Below are 22,268 nucleotides of genomic sequence, written 5' to 3' on the forward strand. Positions count from 1 at the left end.
TATGCGTAATAGATATGTAACGAATATAGTTACAACGGCCACGACTCTCCTGCTTAGCCTTGGGGCAAGCATAGGCACGGCAGCCAGCGCGCAGAGCTTCACTCCGCCCGCCGCCGCCACATCCACCACTACCATGCCCTACAGCGACCTGGTGCAATCGCAGGCGATTGCGGTCGACTCGAGCGGCAACATCTTCTTCTCGCGTCCGGCCTCGGGCATCCTGGCTGAGAAGCCTGCAAACGGCGGCGCGGAGATTACACTGTACACAGCGCCCTCCGGCGGCGGCGGCTATCCGAAGGGCGTCGCCGCAAACGACACGTACGCGTACCTCACGGACTATGCCGGACATCTCTGGCAGGTCGCGATCGCAGGCGGCGCCGCGACCGACATTCTCAGCTCATGCAGCGGCATCGACAACGGATATCTCGGCTCGCAGGAGGTTGCGGTCGATGGCCTTGGAAACGTCTACGTAGCGGGCAACAATGAGACGACGCTCTTCAAAATCACGCAGGCTGGCGCATGCTCGGTCGTGAGCGGCGTAACGCTCGACGCGAACTCGCACGTCTCCGCCGATGCCGTGGGAGACCTCTCCTATTCGACCAACGGCGTGCTCTACAGCATGCCCGTGGGAGCGACCGCAGGCGTGGCCGTACCAGGCACGTTCAACAGCATCATCGGCCTGCGCGCGGATAGCGCCGGCGATGTCTTCGTCACGACCTACAGCGGTATCGTCGAGGTCCCGTTCCTCGGCGGAGCGCTCGACGGCACACGAGCCTTCACGGTGCTTGCAGGAAGCTCGCAGAACGATGTCGCGGTGGCGCCGAGCGGCACGCTTTATACGACCGACGGAACGAACATCTTCAAGAACACACTGGGTACGACACGATACAGCGCGACTGCCGTAGGAACCGCATCTGCCGCGCAGACCGTTACTGCCGTCTTCAACAGCACGCAGGTGCTCAGCGGCATACGCTACGCCGCCGGCGCGGGGATCTCGACCGAGATCGTCAACGCGGGCACGGGAAGCTGCGCCATCGGGCAGAGCTATGCGCCAGGATCGACCTGCACCATCAATCTCAGCTTCACGCCGCAGGGAATTGGCGCACGCAATGGAGCCGTCATCCTGTCGTCCGCGTCGGGCGTCATCGGTTCGATTGCCATTGCGGGACAGGGCTCGGGCGCAGGCCTGGTGCTCGACCCAGGCACGCAGTCGAACGTCGGCAGCGCATGGCAGTCGCCTGCGGGCGTGGCGGTTGGGCCGAGCGGGGAGGTACTGGTTTCGGATAAGACAGCGGGCACGGTGTCTTACTTCGCTCCGGGCAGCACGTCCGCCGTGGTCATTGCAACCGGGCTGACGCAGCCTGGCGCTATCGCCATCGCCGCCGATGGCACAGCCTATATTGCAACCTCCAACGGCACAATTTTGCAGGCGCCCTATACCGGCGCGGCCTACGGCACGGCAGCGGTTGTCGTCACTGGCCTGAAGTCGCCAGGCGGCATCGCGATCGGACCGGGCGGCAGTCTTTATGTCGCCAACACCGGCGCGGGCACGGTGCTTCGCTATCCCAACCAGAGCGGTACGCGCAACTTCGCGGCGCCGAGCGTGGTGGGCAGCGGCTTCAAAGCGCCCACTGGACTGGCCTTCGACGCAGGCGGCAACCTCTATGTCGCAGATGCGTCCGCAGGCAGCATCTTCAAGGTAGCGGGCACGACGACCACCACCGTGGCCACCAGCCTTACCTCGCCTGCGGGCGTTGCGGTCGATGACTCCGGCAGCCTGTACGTTCTGCAAACCGGCATCGCCACCGTCCTGCGCATCCCCTATACAAACGGCAACTACGGCAGCAACAGCACCACGGCGCTTGGCAACGGGCTCACGACGCTTGCCTCCTTCGCCGCGGATAGCGCTGGCAATCTCTACGTTGCCGACTCCGGCGCACCCGCTGTGATCTCGATCCGCCGCACGGCGGGCTCACTCAACCTCGGCAGGATCAATGTCGGTTCCTCTAGTTCCGCGCAAAGCCTTAGCCTCAGCAACGACGGCGATCTTTCGCTCACGCTTGGTTCGCCGCTTTACGTCGCATCGGGCAACACCACGGACTTCGCGTTGAGCAACTCCTCTTCAAACGCCTGCTCCAATGGCGGCTCACTCATCTCCGGCGCCGCATGCGGCATCTCGGGAACCTTCACACCCAACGTCATCGGCACACGCACTGAGACCCTTGCGCTCAGCACCAATGCCGCCAATGCAACCGCCATCACCGGCGCCTTCACGGGCACAGGCATCAACCTGCCGAAGACCACGCTCACCCTCACGACCAATCCGAGCGGAACCGTCAGTTATGGAACGAACGTGACCGCGACCGCGTTGGTCGCCGCGCCAACTGGCTCCACCATCGCCCCTACGGGAACGGTCACCTTTCTGCTCAACGGCACATCGTACAAGGTAGTCGCACTGTCCGGCGGCACTGTCTCCGCAGTCATCAGCGGTCTGCCCGGTGGAGCCAACACGATCGCCGCAAGCTACAGCGGGGATGCGAACTACGCGGCAAGCTCAGGTGCGCCGCAGACCATCACGGTCACGCTTCTGGCGTCGACCACCACCTTCACCAGCTCCATCACAAGCGCAACGGCAGTTCCTCCCGGCTCCAGCGCGACCCTCACTGCGACGGTTCTTTCAAGCGTTACAGGCGCAAAGCCAACGGGCACGGTGAACTTCACGGGGAGCGGGTTGACGCTGGCCACGGCCACCGTCAACCCGGCCACCGGCGTTGCCGTCGTCACGACCACCACCTTGCCCACCGGCGTCTATGCCATCACTGCGGTCTATAGCGGCGATGCTGGATTTGCGCCGTCATCCTCAGCCTCCATCACCGTGTCAATACGCACACCGCAGTTCGACATCGGCAGCGCGCCGACGACTCTCAACGTATCGGCGCCTGGATCGGTCGGCACTGCCTTCAGTATCGTACCGATCAGCGGCTACGTGGGTGGGGTCGACATGGCGTGCTCTGGACTGCCCGCCAACACGCAATGCAGCTTCCTGCCGGCAACGGTCGCATTGAACGGCAGCACTGCGCCGCAGAGCGTGCAGCTCACCATCGCGACCTACACTCCGCCGCCAACCACGGTGGCGGCATGGATGGCGCCGTTTGCCGCGCTGCTGCTGCTCGGTCTGTGGCGCAAGCGTATGCCTCGTTATGCCATGACGCTTGCGTGCGTGCTGATTGCGGGCGCTGCGCTGGTCTCGTTGAACGGATGCGGCGGCAATACGGCATCCACCCCTAAGGGCTCATCGACGGTCACGGTGACGCTCACCGGTACGCCAAACGGCACGACGACGACTCCGGCCAACGGCACGGGCAACATCGTGAAGAGCTTCAGCTTCACGCTCAACGTGCAGTAACGACCATGGCGCGGAGCCTCGCGGAAACGCGACTCCGCGCCGTATCGTCTCTTCTTATCACGCGACAGATGCAACGATTCGAACGAACCCATGGGGCGCATGAAAACCTCTCTCTCACGACGTGACCTTGGCCGCCTGCTTGGCGCATCGGCCGTTGCTTCAACTGCAACCTCTTCTTTCGCTCTCGAAAATGCTCCATCGGTTTCTCCGATGGGTCGTCGGTCCGAGGGCTTTCCGGATCGTTTTCTCTGGGGCTCCGCGACTGCTTCGTATCAGGTGGAAGGGTCTGTGAACGATGCAGGTCGCGGACCTTCGATCTGGGATACCTTCTCTCACACGCCGGGAAAGGTCGCCAACCATGACACGGGCGATGTCGCCGACGATTTCTTCCGGCGCTATCGTGACGATGTGCAGCTTATGAACGGACTGGGCATTCAAGCTTTTCGCTTCTCCGTGGCCTGGCCGCGCGTCTTTCCTACGGGCGGTGGCATGCCCAATCCACAGGGTCTCGACTTCTACCTGCGGCTGGTGGAAGAGTTGCATGCGCATGGAATTGAACCCTTCTGCACGCTGTATCACTGGGATATGCCGCAGGCTTTACAGGATCGCGGGGGATGGGAGAGCCGCGACACCGCGTATCGGCTGGCGGAGTACGCCGGGTATGTCGCGGGCAAACTATCCGCGGTTGGTGTGAAGCACTTCTTCACCATGAATGAGATTCGCACCTTCGTCGAGCTGGGCTATGGCAACGGGACGCATGCGCCGGGACTGAAGGTTGGTCGCAAACGCCTTGCGCAGCTCAACCATCATGCGCTGCTCGGTCATGGGCTCAGCGTGCAGTCTATACGGGCACACGCAGTGGGCGATGTACAGGTTGGCGTGGCGGAGAACCCCATTGCGCCGGTCCCTGTAACTCCCTCCGGGGACGACATCGCCGCCGCGCGCACGGCGATGCGCGAGGAGAATGCTTCATACCTTACGGCGATCCTCGAAGGCGTTTATACCGATCGTTACCTTGCCGGTCTGGGCGTCGATGCGCCTCACTTCACCGCCGAGGAGATGCGCATCATCTCAACCCCGCTCGATGTGCTGGGTCTGAACTTCTATACCTCGACCTATGTGCGTGCAAGCCATTCGCCAGCATCGTACGAGACGCTTGCGCTACCGGCCGATTTTCCCCATATGGCCAGTTCCTGGCTCACCGTGAGCCCGGAGTGCGTTCACTGGGGACCGCGGCTGGTGCATGAGTGCTGGCGCCCGAAGGCCATCTACATTACGGAGAATGGCTGTTCGGCCGACGATGGGCTGAATGCGAACGGCGAGTGTCTCGACACGGGCCGCATCATGTATCTGCGCAACTGCCTCAGCCAGCTCGAGCATGCGCTCGCACATGGCGCTCCTGTGCAGGGGTACTTCGTCTGGAGCCTGCTCGATAACTTCGAGTGGGCGGATGGCTACGGGAAGCGCTTCGGCATTGTTCATGTCGACTTCAAGACGCAAAAGCGGACGCCCAAACTGAGCGCTCGCTTTTACCAGAAGGTGATCGAGGGGAACGGAAAGAATCTTTAGATCGCCGCATCGCTGGACGGTGATGGTTATCAGGGCTCCACCATCACCGTCGCGACATCTTACGGAGAGGCTATCCACCTGCCACAAGCCAACGTCGGAGCCCCTGTGCCGACTCCATCATGCACTGGCGCATGACCTTTCTAAAGTACATTTGGGATCGATCTCACATTGCCACCGCACTGCCGCTAACCTTCAGCCCGGACAATTCAACTTTGCGCCTACACGTAAATGAGACAGAGACTCCGTTATCGGACGTGTGCAACTGGAATTGTTACACATGCAGTTGATCTTAGTTGCTTTGCCGGACAGTGCGAGTTACTTGGTGTAAACCACAAACATGGCAGGCCTGTATCCGGGTTATGACTTCCTGTGCTGGTCACGCAGATGTTGCTGCGTCGGCGCCCTCGGTAAGCCGGAGACCGCCCCCCTCGCGGCTCACCCTCTGCGGGCTCAACTCGCTTGCGACCACCGTCGCCCCTGGCATAGGCCAGCGCATTCCACCTCCGTCTCCGTGCCGATTCAGGTCGATGCCGACAATCAGACCGACCATGATGGGCAAAATTTCTCAAAAAACACTATATTTTGATCGTATAGCCGCCAAATGACGATTTATACTGATACTAAGCCATCTGCGAGGTCCATCATGTCCGACACGCCCCAACCCTTCCCGCACTGGATGCTTAGGGAGATTCACGAGCAACCGCAGGCTCTCGCCGCCACGCTCGAGCGTTATCTGACCGGCGCGACCTTCATCGCCGAGACCTGCGAGCCCATCCGCCAGTGGCTGCGCGAGTCGCACCGGCAGATCGTCGTCGCCGCCAGCGGTTCCAGCCGCCATGCCGGCCTCGTCGCCGAACTCATGATCGAAGACCTCAGCGGCATCGCCGTCGACGTCGAGTACGCCAGCGAGTATACCTATCGCACCGAAAAGTGCCGCCGCGACGCCGCCGTCCTCGTCATCTCGCAGTCCGGCGAGACCGCCGACACCCTCGCCGCGCTGCGCCGCGCCAACCACGCCGGACACGTCACGCTCGCCATCACCAACGTCCCCGGCTCGACCATGGCGCGCGAGGCGACCGTCTCCTTCCCCACCGCCGCCGGTCGCGAACGCGCCATCCCCGCTACCAAAAGCTTCACCGCGCAGTTGCTGAATCTTTACCTGCTCTCGCTGCTCGCCGCCGAGGTCGCCGAGGAGATTGCGCCCGAAGAACTCCGCGCCCGCCTGCATGAAGTCGCGCGCGTCCCCGCGCAGGTAGCCGCGCAACTGCCCGCCTGGGAGATCGCCATCCGCGCCGCCGCCGAGCAGCACCGCGACGCCAAGAACTTCCTCTTCCTCGGACGCAACGTCCATTACCCCATCGCACGCGAGGGCGCGCTCAAGCTCAAGGAATCGGCCTATCTCCACGCCGAGGGCTACCCTTCGGGCGAGCTCAAACACGGCCCCAACGCGCTCGTCGCCGAAGGCACGCCGCTGGTCATGATCGCCACCGTCGACCGCGCCGACCCCGACTCCATCCAGCGCTACGAGAAGGTCGTCCAACTGCTGCGCGACATGCGCGATCAGGGCGCCAACACCTTCGCCATCGCCAACACAGGCGACCTCACCATCGCGGGCCTCGCCACCCACACCGTCTTCGTCGACCCCGTGCGCGAGCCGCTCATGCCCCTCTTCGAGGTCATCCCTTTCCAGCTCTTCGCCTATTGCATGGCCATCCAGAACGGCATCGACGTCGACAACCCACGCAACCTCACCAAGGCTGTACTCGCCGAGTAACGGAGCCGCGATGAGTTGTCCCGCTGGCTAACTCTGGATAAGCGACGAGCCATGCCGCGCTCTCGCACGCAGGCCACAACCTCTCGAGCCTGCTCCTGCGTGTAGAAGAGACCGTCGGAACCGCTGGCCGTGAGCTTTGGAAAGGTCTTACTCGATGCGAAAGCCTTGATCTTCCGTTGTCGATCAGACAGGATGCACCTTCGACCCTATCCCTCGATTGAGGGGGCGGAGCGTGGCGCCATGGAGGGCGTCGAGGCATGCGCTTTCGCGATAAACTCTTCAACAGACCATATGTGCGAGGATGGGGCAAGTTGCCGCGCGCACAGCGGTCGAACGAGAGAACGTATGACGATATCCCAAGGGCCAGACCCATTGCCGCTTCCACAGTCTGTGCTCGCGCCGCTCACCCGTGCGGCAATCTTCCTCGTCGTTACGATCAAGAACGACGCCGGGAGCTTCGACACCATACGCTCCTTCACCGGCGACCTTGCGGGCATCGTCCGCGCCGTGGAGTTCCGCGATATCGATGCCGGCCTCAGTTGTATTACCGCCTTCGGATCGGGCGTCTGGGACCGGCTGTTTGGATCTCCGCGACCGGCGGAGCTTCATCCCTTCCGCGAGTTCCATGCCGGCAACCGCCATGCCCCTGCCACTCCCGGCGACATTCTCTTTCACCTTCGCGCCGGTCGCATGGATATCTGCTTCGAACTCGCGACCCAGATCATGGAGCGCATCGCCGATGCCGTCGAGGTGGCCGACGAGGTCCAGGGCTTCCGTTACTTCGAAGATCGCGATCTCATCGGCTTCGTCGATGGCACGGAGAATCCACGCGGGGACCTTGCTCTGCAATCCGCGCTCGTCGGGGACGAGGACGCGGCCTTCGCCGGCGGCAGCTACGTGCTCATCCAGAAATACCTCCACGACATGAAGGCCTGGAACGCCCTCACCACCGAGGCGCAGGAGCGTATCATCGGCCGGAAGAAGATGACCGACATCGAGCTCGATGAGGCCACCAAGCCCAGCAACGCCCACAGCGCGTTGACGGTCATCGAGGTGGATGGCAAGGAGCTCAAGATCCTGCGCGACAACATGCCCTTCGGGCAGCCGGGCCGTGGAGAGTTCGGCACCTACTTTATCGGCTACAGCCGCACGCCGCGCGTCACGGAGCTGATGCTTGAAAACATGTTCGTCGGCCGTCCACCGGGAAACTACGACCGCCTGCTCGACTTCAGCCGCGCCATTACCGGAGGCCTCTTCTTCGCGCCCTCGGCGACCTTCCTCGAAGGTGTGGGCCAGGAGCAGCCAGCCGCCGCGGCGCTCGCTACACCGCCTGTCGCTGCATCGGCCCCGGTCGCGCCGTCATCCAACAAAGACACTTCGTCTGGAACAGGATCGCTCAACATAGGATCGCTCAAAGGAGAACGCAATGAATAACCTCCATCGGGAGCTCGCCCCCATCTCGGACGCCGCCTGGGCGGAGATCGAGGAGGAGACCACCCGCACGCTCAAGCGATATCTCGCGGGCCGCCGCGTCGTGGACGTACCGTCACCCGCTGGAATTGGTCTTCCCGGCGTCGGCACCGGTCATCTGCTCCCTCTCGCTTCGCCCGGCGAAGACATCCTCGCCCGCCAGCGGCAGGTGATGCCGCTCGTCGAGCTCCGCGTCCCCTTCGAACTGACCCGCGAAGCCATCGACGACGTCGAGCGAGGCTCGAACGACTCCGACTGGCAACCCGCCAAGGACGCCGCACGCAAGCTCGCCTTTGCCGAAGACCGCGCTATCTTCAACGGTTATCGCGAGGCCAATATCCAGGGCATTCGCGAAGGCACGAGCAACCCCATCCTCACGCTTCCGGCCGACGTCCGCGCCTATCCCGACGCAATCGCCCAGGCGCTCGGCCAGCTTCGCCTTGCCGGCGTCAACGGACCCTACTCGGTGCTGCTCGGCGCCAAGGCCTACACCGAGCTCACCGAGACGAGCGACCACGGCTATCCTGTTCTCGAACATATCAAACGCATCGTCGACGGCAACATCGTATGGGCGCCTGCCATCGAAGGCGCCTTTGTCCTCACCACGCGCGGCGGCGACTTCGAACTGAACATCGGCCAGGACGTCTCGATCGGCTACCTCAGCCATACCGATACAACCGTCCGCCTTTACCTGCAGGAGACCTTCACCTTCCGCCTACTCACCGGTGAAGCGTCGGTCGTCCTCACAGCCGCGCAGTAGAGCCGACATCGAAGCGCGCCGGCCTGCTCCATGCGCAGCCGGCGCGGCTTCCCTCCTGCATCGCGCTTACGCCTTCTTCATCACGTTGTACTCGCTGTGGACTGCGCTCGCATCGCCCTCGGCAACAGCGGCGGCGCCGCGCAGATCGCATCCCGTGACCAGCAGATCCTTCGACGACTTCGACTTCAACAGCGCGCGTGCGCCCTGCGGCGCCTTCGCGTCTGAGACCCATGCGCCGGTCACATCGTCCATCTGCAGCATGGGTTCGCCATGGAGCGCGGACGTGGATTGAAGACCGTCAATCCGAAGGTTCTGCACGTCGTCGAAGACCATCGTGGGGCGCCACTCATCGGCCGGCGCCGAGAACGATACGTCGCGCATGGAGAGACCATGCACATGACGCACATACAGGCCGCTTGCAGGCAGCCAGCCGAACATGCGCGACTGCGGATAGTCGGGCGCGACCTCGGGCACCGGCTTCGACACCCACTCCGGCTTACCCGGCATCGTGGTGGCGATGCGAATATCCGACAGGCGAACATCCTCGATGTGCATGCCCGGCAGCCCGGTGATGGAGCTGGTCAGGATCGCGTCGGTCGCATGCAGACCTTCGATGACGACGCCGCGCATGCCGTTCTGCGGCGTGACGTTGTCCGTATGTCGCGTTCCGCGGCGCAGGCAGATCGGCGCCCGCACACGCCGCATCTGGATGCCGCTGATGACGACTCCATCGACCCAGCCGCCATCGACAGCGCTCAACTGAATGCCTGCGATCGACCGCGAGGACAGAGGCACGTCGTCGTTATAGATCACCGAGTTCGAGAAGGTGATGTTTTCAAATCCGCCGAACGTTGGCGTGCCGAACTTGAAGCCGTTGCAGCAGCCGCTGAGGACGCAGTTGGTGACGGTGATGTTCTTCGACGGTCGAACCGGCGCGCCGTCGAGCGACTCGCTCTTCAGGCAGATCGCATCGTCGCCCGTGTCGATGATGCAGTCCGAGATGACCACGTCCGTGCAGCAGGTCGGATCGATGCCGTCCGAATTCGGGCTGTAGACCGGGTTCTTGATGACGATCCCGCGAATCTGCACGCGTTCGCAGTTGAAGGGCCGCAGCGTCCACCCTGGAGCGTTGGTGAGGAGGACATCGGAGATATGAACATCGGTGCAGCCTTCGAACTCCACCATGGGCGAAGGATGCTTTGGCGTATGCGTCCAGTCGAGATGGATCGCGTCGAACCACGCCAGATCCTCCGATACCTGCGGCCGGTTCGTGCGCACCCAGAACGCCGGACCGTTGCCATCGATCTTGCCCGTGCCCGCGAGGCCTACGTTCTGCGCGTTGCTGGCAAAGATGAGATGGAGCTGCTTGTAGTCGGCGATATCGCCGCTGCCAAGGATGGTCGCGCCCGCCTCGAGATAGAGCGTGACGTTGGACTTGAGGACCACCGTGCCGCAGAGATACGTGCCGGGCGCAAGGTAGACGATGCCGCCGCCGGCTGCCGTGCATGCGTCGATCGCGCGCTGTATTGCCGGGGTGTCCTTGGCGCGGCCGTTGCCAACCGCTCCGAAGACGCGGGGATCGAAGACGGTCGGACGTACGCCGTCGCTCTTAGGCGCGACGGCTGCCTGTGCGGTCAAGGTCGACGCTCCGAAACAGCCAATCGCTGCAATCATTTCTCTGCGGTCCATAAACTTTTCTCCTGGGGACATGACTCATTGCTGCAAATGGAAAGATGGGAGCGCCAACTCTCGCATGGGAGAGAAGAGTCGCGGTATGGTTCGTCCTTCCTCCAAGAGGAAGAGCGTTCCGTACCGCGACCTCAACGGTTCAACGGTTGCGCAGGCTTAGAATTCGATACGGCCCGAAAACTGTGCCTGACGCGGATTGTTGGCTTGGGTGGAAGGAACGCCGAAGCTCGCGTTGCCTACGGAGAGGTTGATATTTCCGAACTGCACAAAGTTGGTCACGTTGTACAAGTCGGCCTGAATATCGAACTTCGTCTTGTCGTTGATATGTAGGGGGAAGCTGCGCCGCAGGCTGATATCCATGCCGAAGTAGCCAGGGCCTGTCAGTCCATACGGCGCCGTACGAGGTGCATTGCCGAAGGTGTAAGCCGGCATGTACACCGTGTTCGCCAGAGCCGGAGCAATGAATGGCCCAGAGGGAGCGACGGTTGCGCTGCCGGTGCTCGCCACGATGTTCGGACCGAAGCCCGACCAGTGCTTCGTAAGGCGTGCGCTGCCGGTAAACGCAGGATTCAGCGTTGGCTCGCAGGTTGACTGCGCGGGGTTGGTCTGGCACGACGTGGCCGTGAGAGCCAGCGGCGAACCGGAGTAGATCTGCACGATCTGCGAGAACTCGAAGCCGCCGAGGATCGCTCGCGTCCAGGCATGCTCGCCACCGAAATGACCGGCGCCGAAGGGAAGATGCTCCACGCCGGTAAAGACGAAGTGATGTGGCTGATTGACCGACGAGACCGTGCGCTCGATCGCATCCGCCTTGTACGAACGGCCTGTGTTCGAGTATGCCGCCGGGATGGCATACCCCGAACGGAAGGTGCCGGTGTCGTCGATGCCGCGGCCCCACGTGTAGCTCGACATGATCGTGATGCCATGCGTGACGCGAAGATTGGCAACCAACTGAAGCGCGTTGTAATGTGCGTTGCCAACCTGATTGTAGTTGTCGTTTACGGCATACTGCGGGAACGGCTTGAGTGCGACGTTCAGTTGCTGACCCGTGTTGAACCAGGCCGGAACCGAAGCTCCAGCTTGCTGCAGCGCGGTTGCGCAGTTGGCGCCTGCGCCATTCGTAGTCGTGGCCAGCTTCGAGACCGCCGTGGAGAGGCACGAACCAAGACCCAGATACTTGGGATCCAACTGATCCGCCCAATAGCCGCGCGGGTTGCTGCCGTCGGTTGCCAGAAAGTGACCCTGGCTGCCGACATAGCTGATCGACGAGGTGAAGGTGCTCGTCCACTGGTGCTGGAAGCCGGCCGCGTAGTTGATGAACTGCGGCGCCCGGCTGCCGTAGTAGGGGTCACCGTAGTACGCAGTCGATGGCGAACCCGTATACCCTGCGGTCGTCGTGTAACCCGTACCATACTGGGCGCCGGAAGCGCGGCCAGCGGAGGGAATGTAAGCTGGCACGCCAGCGTCAAGCGGCGCCGAGGTGAGATAGGTTGCGGTGTTTGCCTGGAAGTTGGGCGATGCCGAGAACCCAAGGGTCTTCGTACCTTGACTCGACGCAGCCGAACCCGCCACGCCATTTCCATGCGAATAAATCACACCGTAGCTGGCATGGAAGACCGTCTTCGGATCGACCTGATACGCCAATCCAATGCGCGGACCGATATTCTTGAAATAATTGCTCACCGGGGTGTGGCAGTTACACGTTCCAGCGCCACTCCCCGCGAAGTTCAACGCGCCGTTTGTGCCGGTTACTGGATTCAGCAGGTTGGGGTCGAAGTAGCTCATCACATCGTGAGCTTCCCTGTAAGTCGGATAAAAGTCGTAGCGCAACCCAAGATCGAGCGTCAGCTTATTGTTCACCTTCCATGTGTCCTGCACATACGGCGACATCGGCCGGAATCGCGCGTTGGTGGTGGCCACCGCATACTGCGTGAAGCTGACGTTGTCGGGCTGCCCGAGCAGAAAGCTGGCGTATCCCACACCGGTCGAGCTGATGAGGGAGCCGTTGCTTTGAATACCCGCCGTCTCCGTCACCGCATTGCTGATGGTCACCACGGTCGATCCGCCCACCGCGGGAGTATCGGAGTACTCCAGCCAGCTGATCATCCCGCCAAACGTCAACGAGTGCTTGCCCAGCGTCCACTGCAGATTGTCGAGCAGCTCAAACGAGTTCGCGATTCCGATGACGGCGGTGTACCCCGCGAAACTTGTGGGCGCGTCGACGCCGCTGAATGTCACATTGGGAAAGGCGCCCGAAGCCTCGCCGGCAGGTGCTCCGTTATAGCCGAAGGTCGTCGCCGCGTACTTCGGAGTCTGGTTGACGTTGAAGTCCAGCGAAGCATAGCGGCCGAACCCGTAGTTGAACTGGTTCAGCAGGTTGGGCTTGAACACATGCGTTTCCTGGATGATCCCGACATAGGTCTTGGGCGCATAGGCCTGGCCATAGTTGTAAGGCTCCGGCCCCTGATTGTTGGTTGTGCTGGTCGAACCGACAGGACTGCTGCTCACCTGCCGTCCATAGCCGCCGATGATCGTCAGCACATCCTTGCCCGAGGCGATGTAATCGATGCGGTGCGTCGTGGAGTAGTTGTTGAGACCCTTCACATTCGGGGCGATGAAGTTGTTGGTCGGGTTGGCGTTGATCAACTGCGAGTTGGGAAGAAGCGACTGCAGAGCCAGGGCGACCTTGCTCATCTCGCTGTTCGGGATCACATTGATCGGCGCGCCGGTGGGTACCTGCGCGCTGCCTGCACCGGTGGGAGACGTGCCGTGCGTATATCCGAACTGGTAGCGGCACTCGTACCCGTAAAACGCGGTGCAGGCCGTCTCCGTATTCGGGTCGTAAATATTGGCGATGCCCTGGAAGTTGCCCTGCTGTTCCGCCACGGAAGGGTAACTCTGAATCGTCGGGTGAGTGGAGGTGCTACGGAAGCCGGTGTAGTTGCCGAAATAGAAGAGCTTCTCGCGCAGCGATCCGAATGGAAGCAGCGGCCCGCCAATCGTGAGGCCGAACTCATTCTGATGTTCCACCGGCTTTTGCGGAAGACCCGTATAGGGGTTGTTGGACTTGACGAAGCCCCACGAATCGAGCGCCGTGTTGCGGAAGAACTCGTACACAGAGCCGTGGTAACCTTTGCCGCCCTGCTTGACGTTGTAGTTCTGCACGCCTTCGCCCTCATACATCGCGGAGTAGCCCGACGTCTGCACCTGAAACTGACCGACCGCATCCACCGAGATCGCCGACCAGACAAATCGCGGATCGCCTTCGCCGGAGACGTTCGTAAACGGCACGCCATTGACGTAGATTGCCGTTGCGCCGCCGCGCGACCCTACACCGTTCACGATGCCCGAGTTGGTCGTGGTTCCACCGCTGGTCTGGTTGCCCTGCACGCCGGGCAGCAGATAGGCGAAGTCGGTCGCGCGACGCTGATCCTGCGAGCCGAACGCGCCCATCTCGACCGGAAGGGCGGAGTACATCTCCGCTTCAAGCGTTCCGCCGAGCGTAGCGTCGGCCGTCTGCAGTTGGGGCGGGGCGGTCGAAATATTGACCGTCTCGGAACTCGAACCGAGGGTCAGCTTCGGGCTGTAGTTCGTGGTCTCAAGCGCGTTGACGTTGACGTTCTGCTGCTGCTGCGTCTCGAAGCCGGGAGCCTCGACCTTGATCGTGTAGCCGCCGGGATCGAGCGTGGAGAAGTTATAGTCGCCCGCGGCGGTCGTGATGGACGTGACGCTGACGCCGGTGGCGGTGTTGGTGACCGTTACCTTCGCGTTCGGGATCGCGGCGCCGGTCGGGTCGTCGACGATGCCGCTGATGGCGCCCTTTCCAGCCAGTTGCGCAAGCATGGCCGTTCCCGGAAGCATGCTGGCGAGAACGATAGACCGAAGGAGTGGAGGAGAGAAGAACCGGCGGAGTGGACCGCTCGTTGTTGTGAATGCTTTTTCAGCAAATTGCATGGGTGAAGCCTCCTGAAACGTCTGGCGCCGGTCGCCTCGGCGAACGCGAAAACCAGTAAGTAGTGACGAGCCTTGATACGCCGCTTGGAGAGGCTTTGTGATGTGTGACACAGTGCTCTTACTGTAAGAATGCCGCTAACTCCTTGTTTTCATTGCAGTCATTCGCAACGACGTTCCGTGTACCGCGCGGGGTATAATTTCCGGCATGTTGAAAGAGGCAATTCTCGACGATCGAAACGGCCACTCTTCTCCCGCATCGGAAGAGGTTCCAATAGCGCCGGATCTCATTCGAGAGGAGCTGCAACGGATCGTTGCCAGCCGGCATTTCAGAACCAGCCGTCGCGGCAAGGAGTTCCTCCAGTATGTAGTCGACGAGAAGATCAATGGACACGGCGATCTATTGAAGGAGCGGCTCATCGGGGTGCAACTCTTCGGACGCAAGCCAGACTACGCGACAGGAGAAGACCCGGTCGTTCGCGTGCAGGCTGGCGATGTGCGGCGGCGGCTTGAGAGCTATCACGCCGACCCGGAGATACAGGCCGACATCCTCATCCAGATTCCGGTCGGCTCCTATGCGCCTGTCTTTCTCTACCGCAAGAGCATCCCTCACTACGAGCCGTGGCCGTCGCCCGAGACGACGCACGCCGAAGCCGAAGGAGTCGACGAGGCTCCATCGGGTACGATGGAGCACCTGTCTGCGGCGGCGGAGTCGTTGCCTCATGGGCAGAACGACCACCCCCCGGTGGTCCCCGTCGCCTCGGCGCCGCAGCATGCCGGCTGGCGCGACCGGCGTTGGCGTCTCGCGATTCCTGCCGCTGCCTGTCTCGCGCTCGTGGCCTGGCTTACCTTCTCTTACCTGCGCCATTCGCCGGATTCGACGCTGAAGACCTTCTGGCAACCGGCTTCCCTCTCCGCGAGACCCGTACTGATCTGCCTGCCCAAGCCGATCGTCTATCGCCCTTCCGAGAAGCTCTACGATCAGTACGCCGCGAAGCACCCCGAGGCCTTCGCCACGCGCGAATCGCGTCGCGACCAGATCCTTCCCATGGCGCCGACCGACACCGTCCAGTGGAGCGACATGGTTCCCGTTCGATCCTCGGGGCCGGGCATCGGCGCCGTCGTGGCCGCCGTCAATATCGGCAAGCTGCTCACCGAGCAGGGCATCCGCTTCGAGCTGCGATTCGGAGAAGAGGCCACCTACGCCGACATGCGCGACTCGCCCGTGGTCATCGTCGGGGCCATCAATACCGAGTGGGCGTCGGAGCTTACGTCGGAGTCCAACTTCGTCTTCGACGAGTCGCGCGACGCGCCGAAGATCCTCGAGACCGCGGGCTCCAGGCGAGTCTGGAAGATGGAGAGTCGCGACGGCAACATCACCCGGGATTACGGGCTGATCACGCGACAGTTGTCCGGAAAGGCCGGACAGTTCCTGGTGCAGGTCGCGGGCATCTCTCACTTCGGCACCGAAGCCGCAAGCGAGTTTCTGGCGAACAAGAAAGAGCTGACCGGCGCGCTGCATTCGAAGCCGATCAATCTGCAGAAGCAGAACTTCCAGATCGTCGTCTCGACCGACATTACGGCGGGACGGGCAGGTCCTCCGCACGTTGTGGCCATTGGAAGCTGGTAAATTCTGCGTCCTAACCGGCCTCCGAACGTATCCTTACAGTAAGACACCGTGTCACACTTATTGCAGACCGGGGTATGACGTATCAAGGTGGGGCGGCCTCCCAAGGGGTAACGACAGAACCATGGGGCGAGGCGGATTTCGACCTTATGTTCGCCTCTGTCCAACGCCGTTCGATATTTGGAGCCCCATCATGAAGAAAGTGCTCTTCGCCGTCAGCATCATCGCGGCTGCCTCCCCCGCATTCGCTCAGCAGGTTGTCACAGGACAGGCCGCCTTCGCTGATTGGAACCAGCAGCAACCCGGCGTTCGCCGCAGGATCACCGCGGCCGACCTCCCCGCGCCCGCCCCGCAGGAGGCTGTCAATAACGGTCCGCATCTCGTCGCCAAGCCAGCCGGCGCGTGGCCCATCGCGCCCGCCGGCTTCAAGGTCACCCTCTACGCCGGTGGCGACTTCACCCCCACCGCCGCCTCCTCGTCGCAGAACAACCAGGCGCCCAGCGTGCCTGCCGCGCCCAGCACCTTCCGCGAGCCGCGTCTCCTGCGCACGGCGCCCAACGGCGACATCTTCCTGTCCGACTCGCACGGCGACAAGATCTTCGTCCTGCGCGGCGTCGGCCCCGACGGCAAGGCCCAGACCGTCTCCACCTTCGCCAAGGGCCTCAACCTGCCCTTCGGCATCGCCTTCTACCCGGCCGACAATCCCAAGTGGGTCTACGTTGGCAACACCGACTCCGTCGTCCGCCTCCCGTATAAGTCGGGCGACCTCGTGGCCTCCGGCCCGGCGGAAAAGGTCGTCGCGCAGCTTCCCGGCTTCGCCCAGCTTCGCGGCGGCGGGCACTGGACCCGCGACATCGTCTTCACCCCCGACGGCTCGAAGATGCTGGTCTCGGTAGGCTCCGGTTCGAACCTCGACGATCCCGACACGACGCCCAACGAGTTTCATCGCGCCGACGTGCTCGAGTTTACCCCCGAAGGCAAGTTCCTCAAGGTCTACGCCTCCGGCATTCGCAACTGCGTCGGCGAGGCGATCGAGCCCACCACCGGCGAGCTCTGGTGCTCGGTCAACGAGCGCGACAACCTTGGCAACCACCTCGTGCCCGACTACGTTACGTCGGTGAAGGAGGACAGCTTCTACGGCTGGCCGTGGTACTACATCGGCTCGCACGCCGACCCGCGCGTCCCCGCGCCCTGCGCCGACGGCCTCGCGGCCAATCCGCAGGCCGGCGCCATCTCGCCCGATGGCAAGTCCTGCAAGCGTGTCGATCTATCCGGCAAGGTAAGCGTCCCCGACGTCCTCGTTCAGCCGCACATGGCCTCGCTTGAGATGGCCTTCTACACCGCACACTCCGGCTTTCCGCAGGCCTACCGCGGCGACGCTTTCGCCGCCGAGCACGGAAGCTGGAACCGCGCCAACCGCGCCGGCTACGAGGTCATCCGCATCCCCATGCACAACGGCAAAGCCGAAGGCACATACGAGGACTTCCTCACCGGCTTCGTCACCAAGGACGGCGAGGTCTGGGGCCGCCCCGTGGGCGTGACCATCGCGCATGACGGCAGCATGCTCGTCACCGACGATGGCAGCCGTTCGGTGTGGCGCATCACGTATGCCGGCAAATGAAACCGGCTCATCTTCGACAAGCGCGATGACTGTGCCCGTCGTTGCTTTCAGGTAAGCCAGGGCTTTAGCCCTGGCGCTGAAACCCGGCAACGACGGTGCTTCAGCCCTTGGGGTATGCCCTCGTATCGCGGGCCACATCACCTTCGGATCTCGTTCAACCGGACGAGCGTCTCGTTGCGCCTCATCCCGGATCGACAAGGAGAACATCGATGGCAGTCCGCCTCATTTCGCGCCTCACCTTCCCCGCCCTCCTCATCGCCGCATCGTTCGCCATGCCTGTCATGGGGCAGAATATCGCCGGCAAGTGGGTCGGCAACCAGCGCGTGCTCGACAATGGCGAGCCCGTTCGAGTCTTCCTCGATCTTCATCAGACCGGCGCCGATGTCAGTGGAACGGTCACCACCATCGGCCATATCTATGAGGTGAAGGGCGTGTTGAAGGGAACGCACTTCGAACTCTTCTCCTCCCCGAAGGACGCCAAGCCGAAGATCGCGGGCGATGTCGCCGGCAGCGAGTTGCAACTCACGCGCGACGACTCTCACTTCGTCGCGACGCTGGCCAAAGCAGGCGATGAATATCCTCCGTATGACCACATCGCCCCGCCCGCATTGCATGATGTCCCGGCCAATGCATTGGCCAGGACCCCGCCCATGGGTTGGAATAGTTGGAATCTCTTCCAGAGCAGGATCGACGATAAGACGGTTCGCGAAATCGCCGATGCCATGGTCACGAGCGGCATGCGCGACGCTGGCTATGTCTATGTGAACATCGACGACACATGGGAAGGCGTGCGCGACGCACAGGGCAACCTGGGCTCAAATAAAAAGTTTCCCGATATGAAGGCGCTCGCCGACTACGTGCACTCGAAGGGCCTGAAGTTCGGCGTCTACTCCTCGCCCGGGCCGCGCACCTGCGCCGAGTACCCAGGCAGCTACGGACACGAAGAACAGGACGCGAAGACCTTCGCCGCATGGGGCGTCGACTATCTGAAGTACGACTGGTGCGGCGCGCGCTTCATCTACACCCATGACGATCTGCAGGCCATCTATCAGAAGATGGGCGACGCCCTGCTCAAGAGCGGACGCCCGATCGTCTACAGCCTGTGCGAGTACGGAAGCGGCAACGTCGAGCGTTGGGGCGCGAAGGTCGGAGGCAATCTCTGGCGCACCACCGGCGACATCAGCGACACGTGGACCAGCATGATCTCCAACATCGAGAAGCAGGTTCCGACCGCTCCCTATGCGGGTCCGGGACACTGGAACGATCCCGATATGCTGGAGATCGGCAACGGCCATATGACCGATGAAGAGTACAGAACGCACATGAGCCTGTGGGCGCTCACCGCCGCGCCGCTGCTCGCGGGCAACGACATCCGCACGATGACGCCGGCGATCAAAGAGATCCTGATGAACCGTGAGGTGCTCGCCGTCGATCAGGACGCGCTGGGCAAACAGGCGACGCCCGTGAAGCATGGCGACCTTGAGACGTGGGTCAAGCCACTGGCCGATCGCTCCGTTGCCGTAGGTGTCGTGAACCTCGGCAAGACGGAAGCGACGGTCGCGATCAAGGCCGAAGATCTGGATCCCGACGTCCACGTGAAGTCGGCGCGCGATCTCTGGCGGCACACAGACGTCGTCTTTCGCGATGGCGTTTATACCACGAGCGTCCCAGCACATGGCGTGCTGATGCTTCGGGTAACTTTGAAGGATAAGTAGTAAGCGCGACCTGCTGGAAAATATGCTCTCGGTATGTGAAATAAAGTAACAACATATCGAGAGCTTCAAGAGCTCTGGGGTAGGTTCCTGGGCGCCCGGCACTCGCTTGAAAAGGCTTGTCATCCTTCGCGCAACGGAGGACCGGCTTTCGCCTTGGTTGCCGTTTGTTCTGCATTTCTGCGGCTACACCTCCACGCAAAAGGAATCTTTCAACAACCTACAAAAAACAGAGGGAAGGTAGTCCTTCGCATGGCTGCATAACAACCATTTGCGGCGTTTAAAAATAATCCGGCAAAGTGGCTCTTACCTGCATTCCATCGAAAGCACTTATACCGATTCTTACGGTAAGAAACTGTGTCACACATGACAAGCTTCGATAAAGCGGCATATCACGGCTCGACAGTAAATTCGCTTCCCGGCCGTCGTGGGAGAGCAGGCTGTCGCGCCCGTCCTCCTATGCTTGAGCCTCTTGACCGTTCGGCTCAGGCCAGCCGCAGTGAACCACCTTGAAAGGCGAAGCCATGCAGACACTGATTTCCCATAACCAAGCCCTCCCGAGTAACTCGGGCTTCATCTCACTCGTAAGATCGTTCCTCTATCTAGCGATCCTCGCCGCAGGCATCTTCGGAGTATCTCAAGCTCATGCAACGGCCACTTACATGCTGGCGTATCCCGCGGCGCCCTATGACGGCGCAAGCGGCACGTATACCCTGAAAGCCGACAGCACGACGATCCCGGTTACCTCTTACTACGGCGGTCGCTATAGCTTCGGCCATCTCGCCTTCGAAGGCACGACCACGTTCACCTTGTCGACCCGTAACGGAGCGGCGATCACCAGCTACAACATCAGCCCGCACGACTTCGGCATCACCGGAACGGTCAGCGGTTCGAGCCTCACCTTCTCCGTCACGCAGGGTAAGTCGACGTATCTCATCATCAGCGTCAGCACGAGCGCAGGCGCGCTGGAGCCGATGGTCATCGCCGGCGATCCGCAGGAGACAAACATACCGACCATCGGCGGCAACGTGTACGACATCACCGCCTCGCCCTATAACGCCGACAAGACCGGCAATACGCTGCTGAACACCACCATTCAGAACGCGATCAACACCGTCAGCTCCGCGGGCGGCGGCACGTTGTACTTTCCCGCCGGCGTCTACGAGATATCGAACAACATCCAACTGAAGAGCAACATCACCATCTATCTCGCCGCTGGCGCCTTCATCCACGGCTCCTCCAACCGCAACGACTACACCTGGAACACTAGCGGAACGCTGCAGAACGGCCAGCCCGAACAAGGTCCGCAGAACTTCCTGATTACCGGCGCGATCAATAACGTCGCCTTCACCGGCAGAGGCGTCATCGACGCCAACTCGACCGTCCTGGTCACGCCCGCAACCACGGGTGGAACCATCGATGGCTTCGGCAACTACCGCAAGGGAATCATCGAGAGCAGCGCGGACAGCAGCGGCAACCGGCCCAACGGACTTAAGATCATCGGCATCACCGTCAAGGACGCGACCACCTGGACCTTTGACATTCAGGATGAGCAGAACGTGACCATCCAGAACGTGAAGATGCTGGACGATTTCGATTGGGTCCACAGCGATGGCTACGACATCGTCTCCACCGACACCGCCCTGATCGACAACTGCCTGGGCATCACCGGCGACGACACCTTCGACGCCAAGGCCGGCGATACCAACCCCGTCACGAACATCATCTACAGCAACGACGTTGGCTACAGCCACGAAGGCGACGGCACGAAGGTAGGCGACCAGTCGACCGGCGCCGCCACCAACATCCTCTTCAGCAACATCCAGGTTGTTGCCGGACAGCGTGCCGTCAGCATCTCTCATGACGAGGGCACAGCCGCCTGGAGCAACATTCACTTCAACGACATCCACATGGAAAACCTCGAAGGAAGCTCCACCTCGGGAGAGTTCCTCGTGGCTCCGCTCGTGTTATGGACTTACAGCAGCGGTGGCGCCGGACCGGTGAGCGATGTAAGCCTGTCGCGCGTCACCGTCGATAACAGCAACGGACACATGGGCCTGATTCAAGGCACCAGCTCCGCCGGTGCGCTCTCCAACATCACCTTGCAGGATGTGACCATCGATGGCGTCGCCATCACCAGCAGCAACGCATCGTCGAAGATCACGGTCGGATCCAATGTGAGCAATCTGCAGTACGGCCTTGTCTCCGGCGGCATCTATACCTTCGTCAGCCAGCACAACAGCCTGGCCATGGATAGCGGCAACTCGACGGTCAGCGGCAGCCCGGTCATTCAATGGCCCGTCAACCTTCCGGAGACAACCACGCAGCAGTGGAAGATCACCTCGGTCAGCGGCAGCACATACACCTTGACGAACCAGCAGAACGGATACAACCTCAGTACCGCCAACTCCACCACGTCGGGCGCCGGACTGATTCAGTCCGGAGGCACACAGACCGACAAGGACTGGACAATCACCAGCGTAGGCGGCGGCTACTACAAGGTGATCAGCGCGCAGAGCGCCCTCGCTCTGGACGACGACAACATCGCGCCCGGAACGCAGAGCACAAGCAGCCAGGTGGTGCAGTTCACTCCAAACGGCGGCGCCACACAGAAGTGGAAACTCACCAAGCAGTAGACCTCAACCTATACGTGGTCTCCGCGCATACCAGCCGGAGGCCACGTTTTATC

11 protein-coding genes are annotated in these 22,268 nt (G+C 61.9%); 9 read left to right on the top strand and 2 right to left on the bottom strand.

Translation table 11 applies throughout. The annotated features are described in order from the left end of the window. Position 1: 1 nt before the first annotated feature. The 5 genes from CHB87_RS20875 to CHB87_RS20895 all read left to right on the top strand — a co-directional run bounded on the left by CHB87_RS20875 (position 2) and on the right by CHB87_RS20895 (position 8,979). Positions 2-3,406, top strand: a complete 3,405-nt coding sequence (locus tag CHB87_RS20875; protein ID WP_089410396.1) for an Ig-like domain repeat protein — start codon at positions 2-4, stop codon at positions 3,404-3,406. A 99-nt stretch (positions 3,407-3,505) separates the two neighbouring features. Then, on the top strand, positions 3,506-4,975 hold the full coding sequence (locus CHB87_RS20880; protein ID WP_089410420.1) for a GH1 family beta-glucosidase: 1,470 nt from the start codon (positions 3,506-3,508) through the stop codon (positions 4,973-4,975). Positions 4,976-5,618: 643 nt separating this feature from the next. Continuing rightward, positions 5,619-6,749, top strand: a complete 1,131-nt coding sequence (locus tag CHB87_RS20885) for an SIS domain-containing protein (RefSeq protein WP_089410397.1) — start codon at positions 5,619-5,621, stop codon at positions 6,747-6,749. 345 nt (positions 6,750-7,094) lie between these two features. Further along, positions 7,095-8,183 carry a Dyp-type peroxidase gene (locus CHB87_RS20890; protein ID WP_089410398.1) on the top strand — a complete coding sequence of 363 codons (1,089 nt, stop codon included), beginning with the start codon at positions 7,095-7,097 and terminating at the stop codon, positions 8,181-8,183. Continuing rightward, on the top strand, positions 8,176-8,979 hold the full coding sequence (locus tag CHB87_RS20895) for a family 1 encapsulin nanocompartment shell protein (protein ID WP_089410399.1): 804 nt from the start codon (positions 8,176-8,178) through the stop codon (positions 8,977-8,979). The genes CHB87_RS20890 and CHB87_RS20895 overlap by 8 nt, the downstream gene beginning before the upstream one ends. Before the next feature lie 66 nt (positions 8,980-9,045). Here CHB87_RS20895 and CHB87_RS20900 read toward each other — a convergent pair whose 3' ends face one another. Both CHB87_RS20900 and CHB87_RS20905 read right to left on the bottom strand, forming a co-directional pair. Further along, the gene (locus CHB87_RS20900; RefSeq protein ID WP_176441903.1) at positions 9,046-10,668 is read right to left on the bottom strand and encodes a glycoside hydrolase family 28 protein; all 1,623 of its coding nucleotides are present in this window, start codon (positions 10,666-10,668) and stop codon (positions 9,046-9,048) included. A gap of 156 nt (positions 10,669-10,824) precedes the next feature. After that, positions 10,825-14,511 carry a TonB-dependent receptor gene (locus tag CHB87_RS20905; RefSeq protein ID WP_176441904.1) on the bottom strand — a complete coding sequence of 1,229 codons (3,687 nt, stop codon included), beginning with the start codon at positions 14,509-14,511 and terminating at the stop codon, positions 10,825-10,827. A gap of 316 nt (positions 14,512-14,827) precedes the next feature. Between CHB87_RS20905 and CHB87_RS20915 the strand changes: the two genes are divergently transcribed. The 4 genes from CHB87_RS20915 (at position 14,828) to CHB87_RS20930 (ending at position 22,215) form a co-directional block, all read left to right on the top strand. Beyond that, positions 14,828-16,249 (top strand): hypothetical protein, encoded by a 1,422-nt coding sequence (locus CHB87_RS20915; protein WP_142988468.1) that lies wholly within the window; start codon positions 14,828-14,830, stop codon positions 16,247-16,249. Between the two features lie 190 nt (positions 16,250-16,439). Next, complete coding sequence (locus CHB87_RS20920) at positions 16,440-17,867, top strand: PQQ-dependent sugar dehydrogenase (RefSeq protein WP_089410404.1); 1,428 nt, start codon at positions 16,440-16,442, stop codon at positions 17,865-17,867. 209 nt (positions 17,868-18,076) lie between these two features. Continuing rightward, a complete protein-coding gene (locus tag CHB87_RS20925; protein WP_245818150.1) occupies positions 18,077-19,582 on the top strand; it encodes a glycoside hydrolase family 27 protein in 1,506 nt (501 codons plus the stop codon). Between the two features lie 521 nt (positions 19,583-20,103). Beyond that, on the top strand, positions 20,104-22,215 hold the full coding sequence (locus CHB87_RS20930; protein WP_089410405.1) for an RICIN domain-containing protein: 2,112 nt from the start codon (positions 20,104-20,106) through the stop codon (positions 22,213-22,215). The last annotated feature ends 53 nt before the right edge of the window (positions 22,216-22,268 follow it).

Origin of the sequence: Granulicella rosea (assembly GCF_900188085.1) — a bacterium.
In the GTDB taxonomy this organism is placed as follows: domain Bacteria; phylum Acidobacteriota; class Terriglobia; order Terriglobales; family Acidobacteriaceae; genus Edaphobacter; species Edaphobacter rosea.

Bases quoted from the DNA above. Each gene is read 5' to 3' on its own strand.
- CHB87_RS20875 (WP_089410396.1), top strand. From the start codon at position 2: ATGCGTAATAGATATGTAACGAATATAGTTACAACGGCCACGACTCTC.
- CHB87_RS20880 (WP_089410420.1), top strand. From the start codon at position 3,506: ATGAAAACCTCTCTCTCACGACGTGACCTTGGCCGCCTGCTTGGCGCA.
- CHB87_RS20885 (WP_089410397.1), top strand. From the start codon at position 5,619: ATGTCCGACACGCCCCAACCCTTCCCGCACTGGATGCTTAGGGAGATT.
- CHB87_RS20890 (WP_089410398.1), top strand. From the start codon at position 7,095: ATGACGATATCCCAAGGGCCAGACCCATTGCCGCTTCCACAGTCTGTG.
- CHB87_RS20895 (WP_089410399.1), top strand. From the start codon at position 8,176: ATGAATAACCTCCATCGGGAGCTCGCCCCCATCTCGGACGCCGCCTGG.
- CHB87_RS20900 (WP_176441903.1), bottom strand. From the start codon at position 10,668: ATGGACCGCAGAGAAATGATTGCAGCGATTGGCTGTTTCGGAGCGTCG.
- CHB87_RS20905 (WP_176441904.1), bottom strand. From the start codon at position 14,511: ATGCTTGCGCAACTGGCTGGAAAGGGCGCCATCAGCGGCATCGTCGAC.
- CHB87_RS20915 (WP_142988468.1), top strand. From the start codon at position 14,828: ATGTTGAAAGAGGCAATTCTCGACGATCGAAACGGCCACTCTTCTCCC.
- CHB87_RS20920 (WP_089410404.1), top strand. From the start codon at position 16,440: ATGAAGAAAGTGCTCTTCGCCGTCAGCATCATCGCGGCTGCCTCCCCC.
- CHB87_RS20925 (WP_245818150.1), top strand. From the start codon at position 18,077: ATGGCAGTCCGCCTCATTTCGCGCCTCACCTTCCCCGCCCTCCTCATC.
- CHB87_RS20930 (WP_089410405.1), top strand. From the start codon at position 20,104: ATGCAGACACTGATTTCCCATAACCAAGCCCTCCCGAGTAACTCGGGC.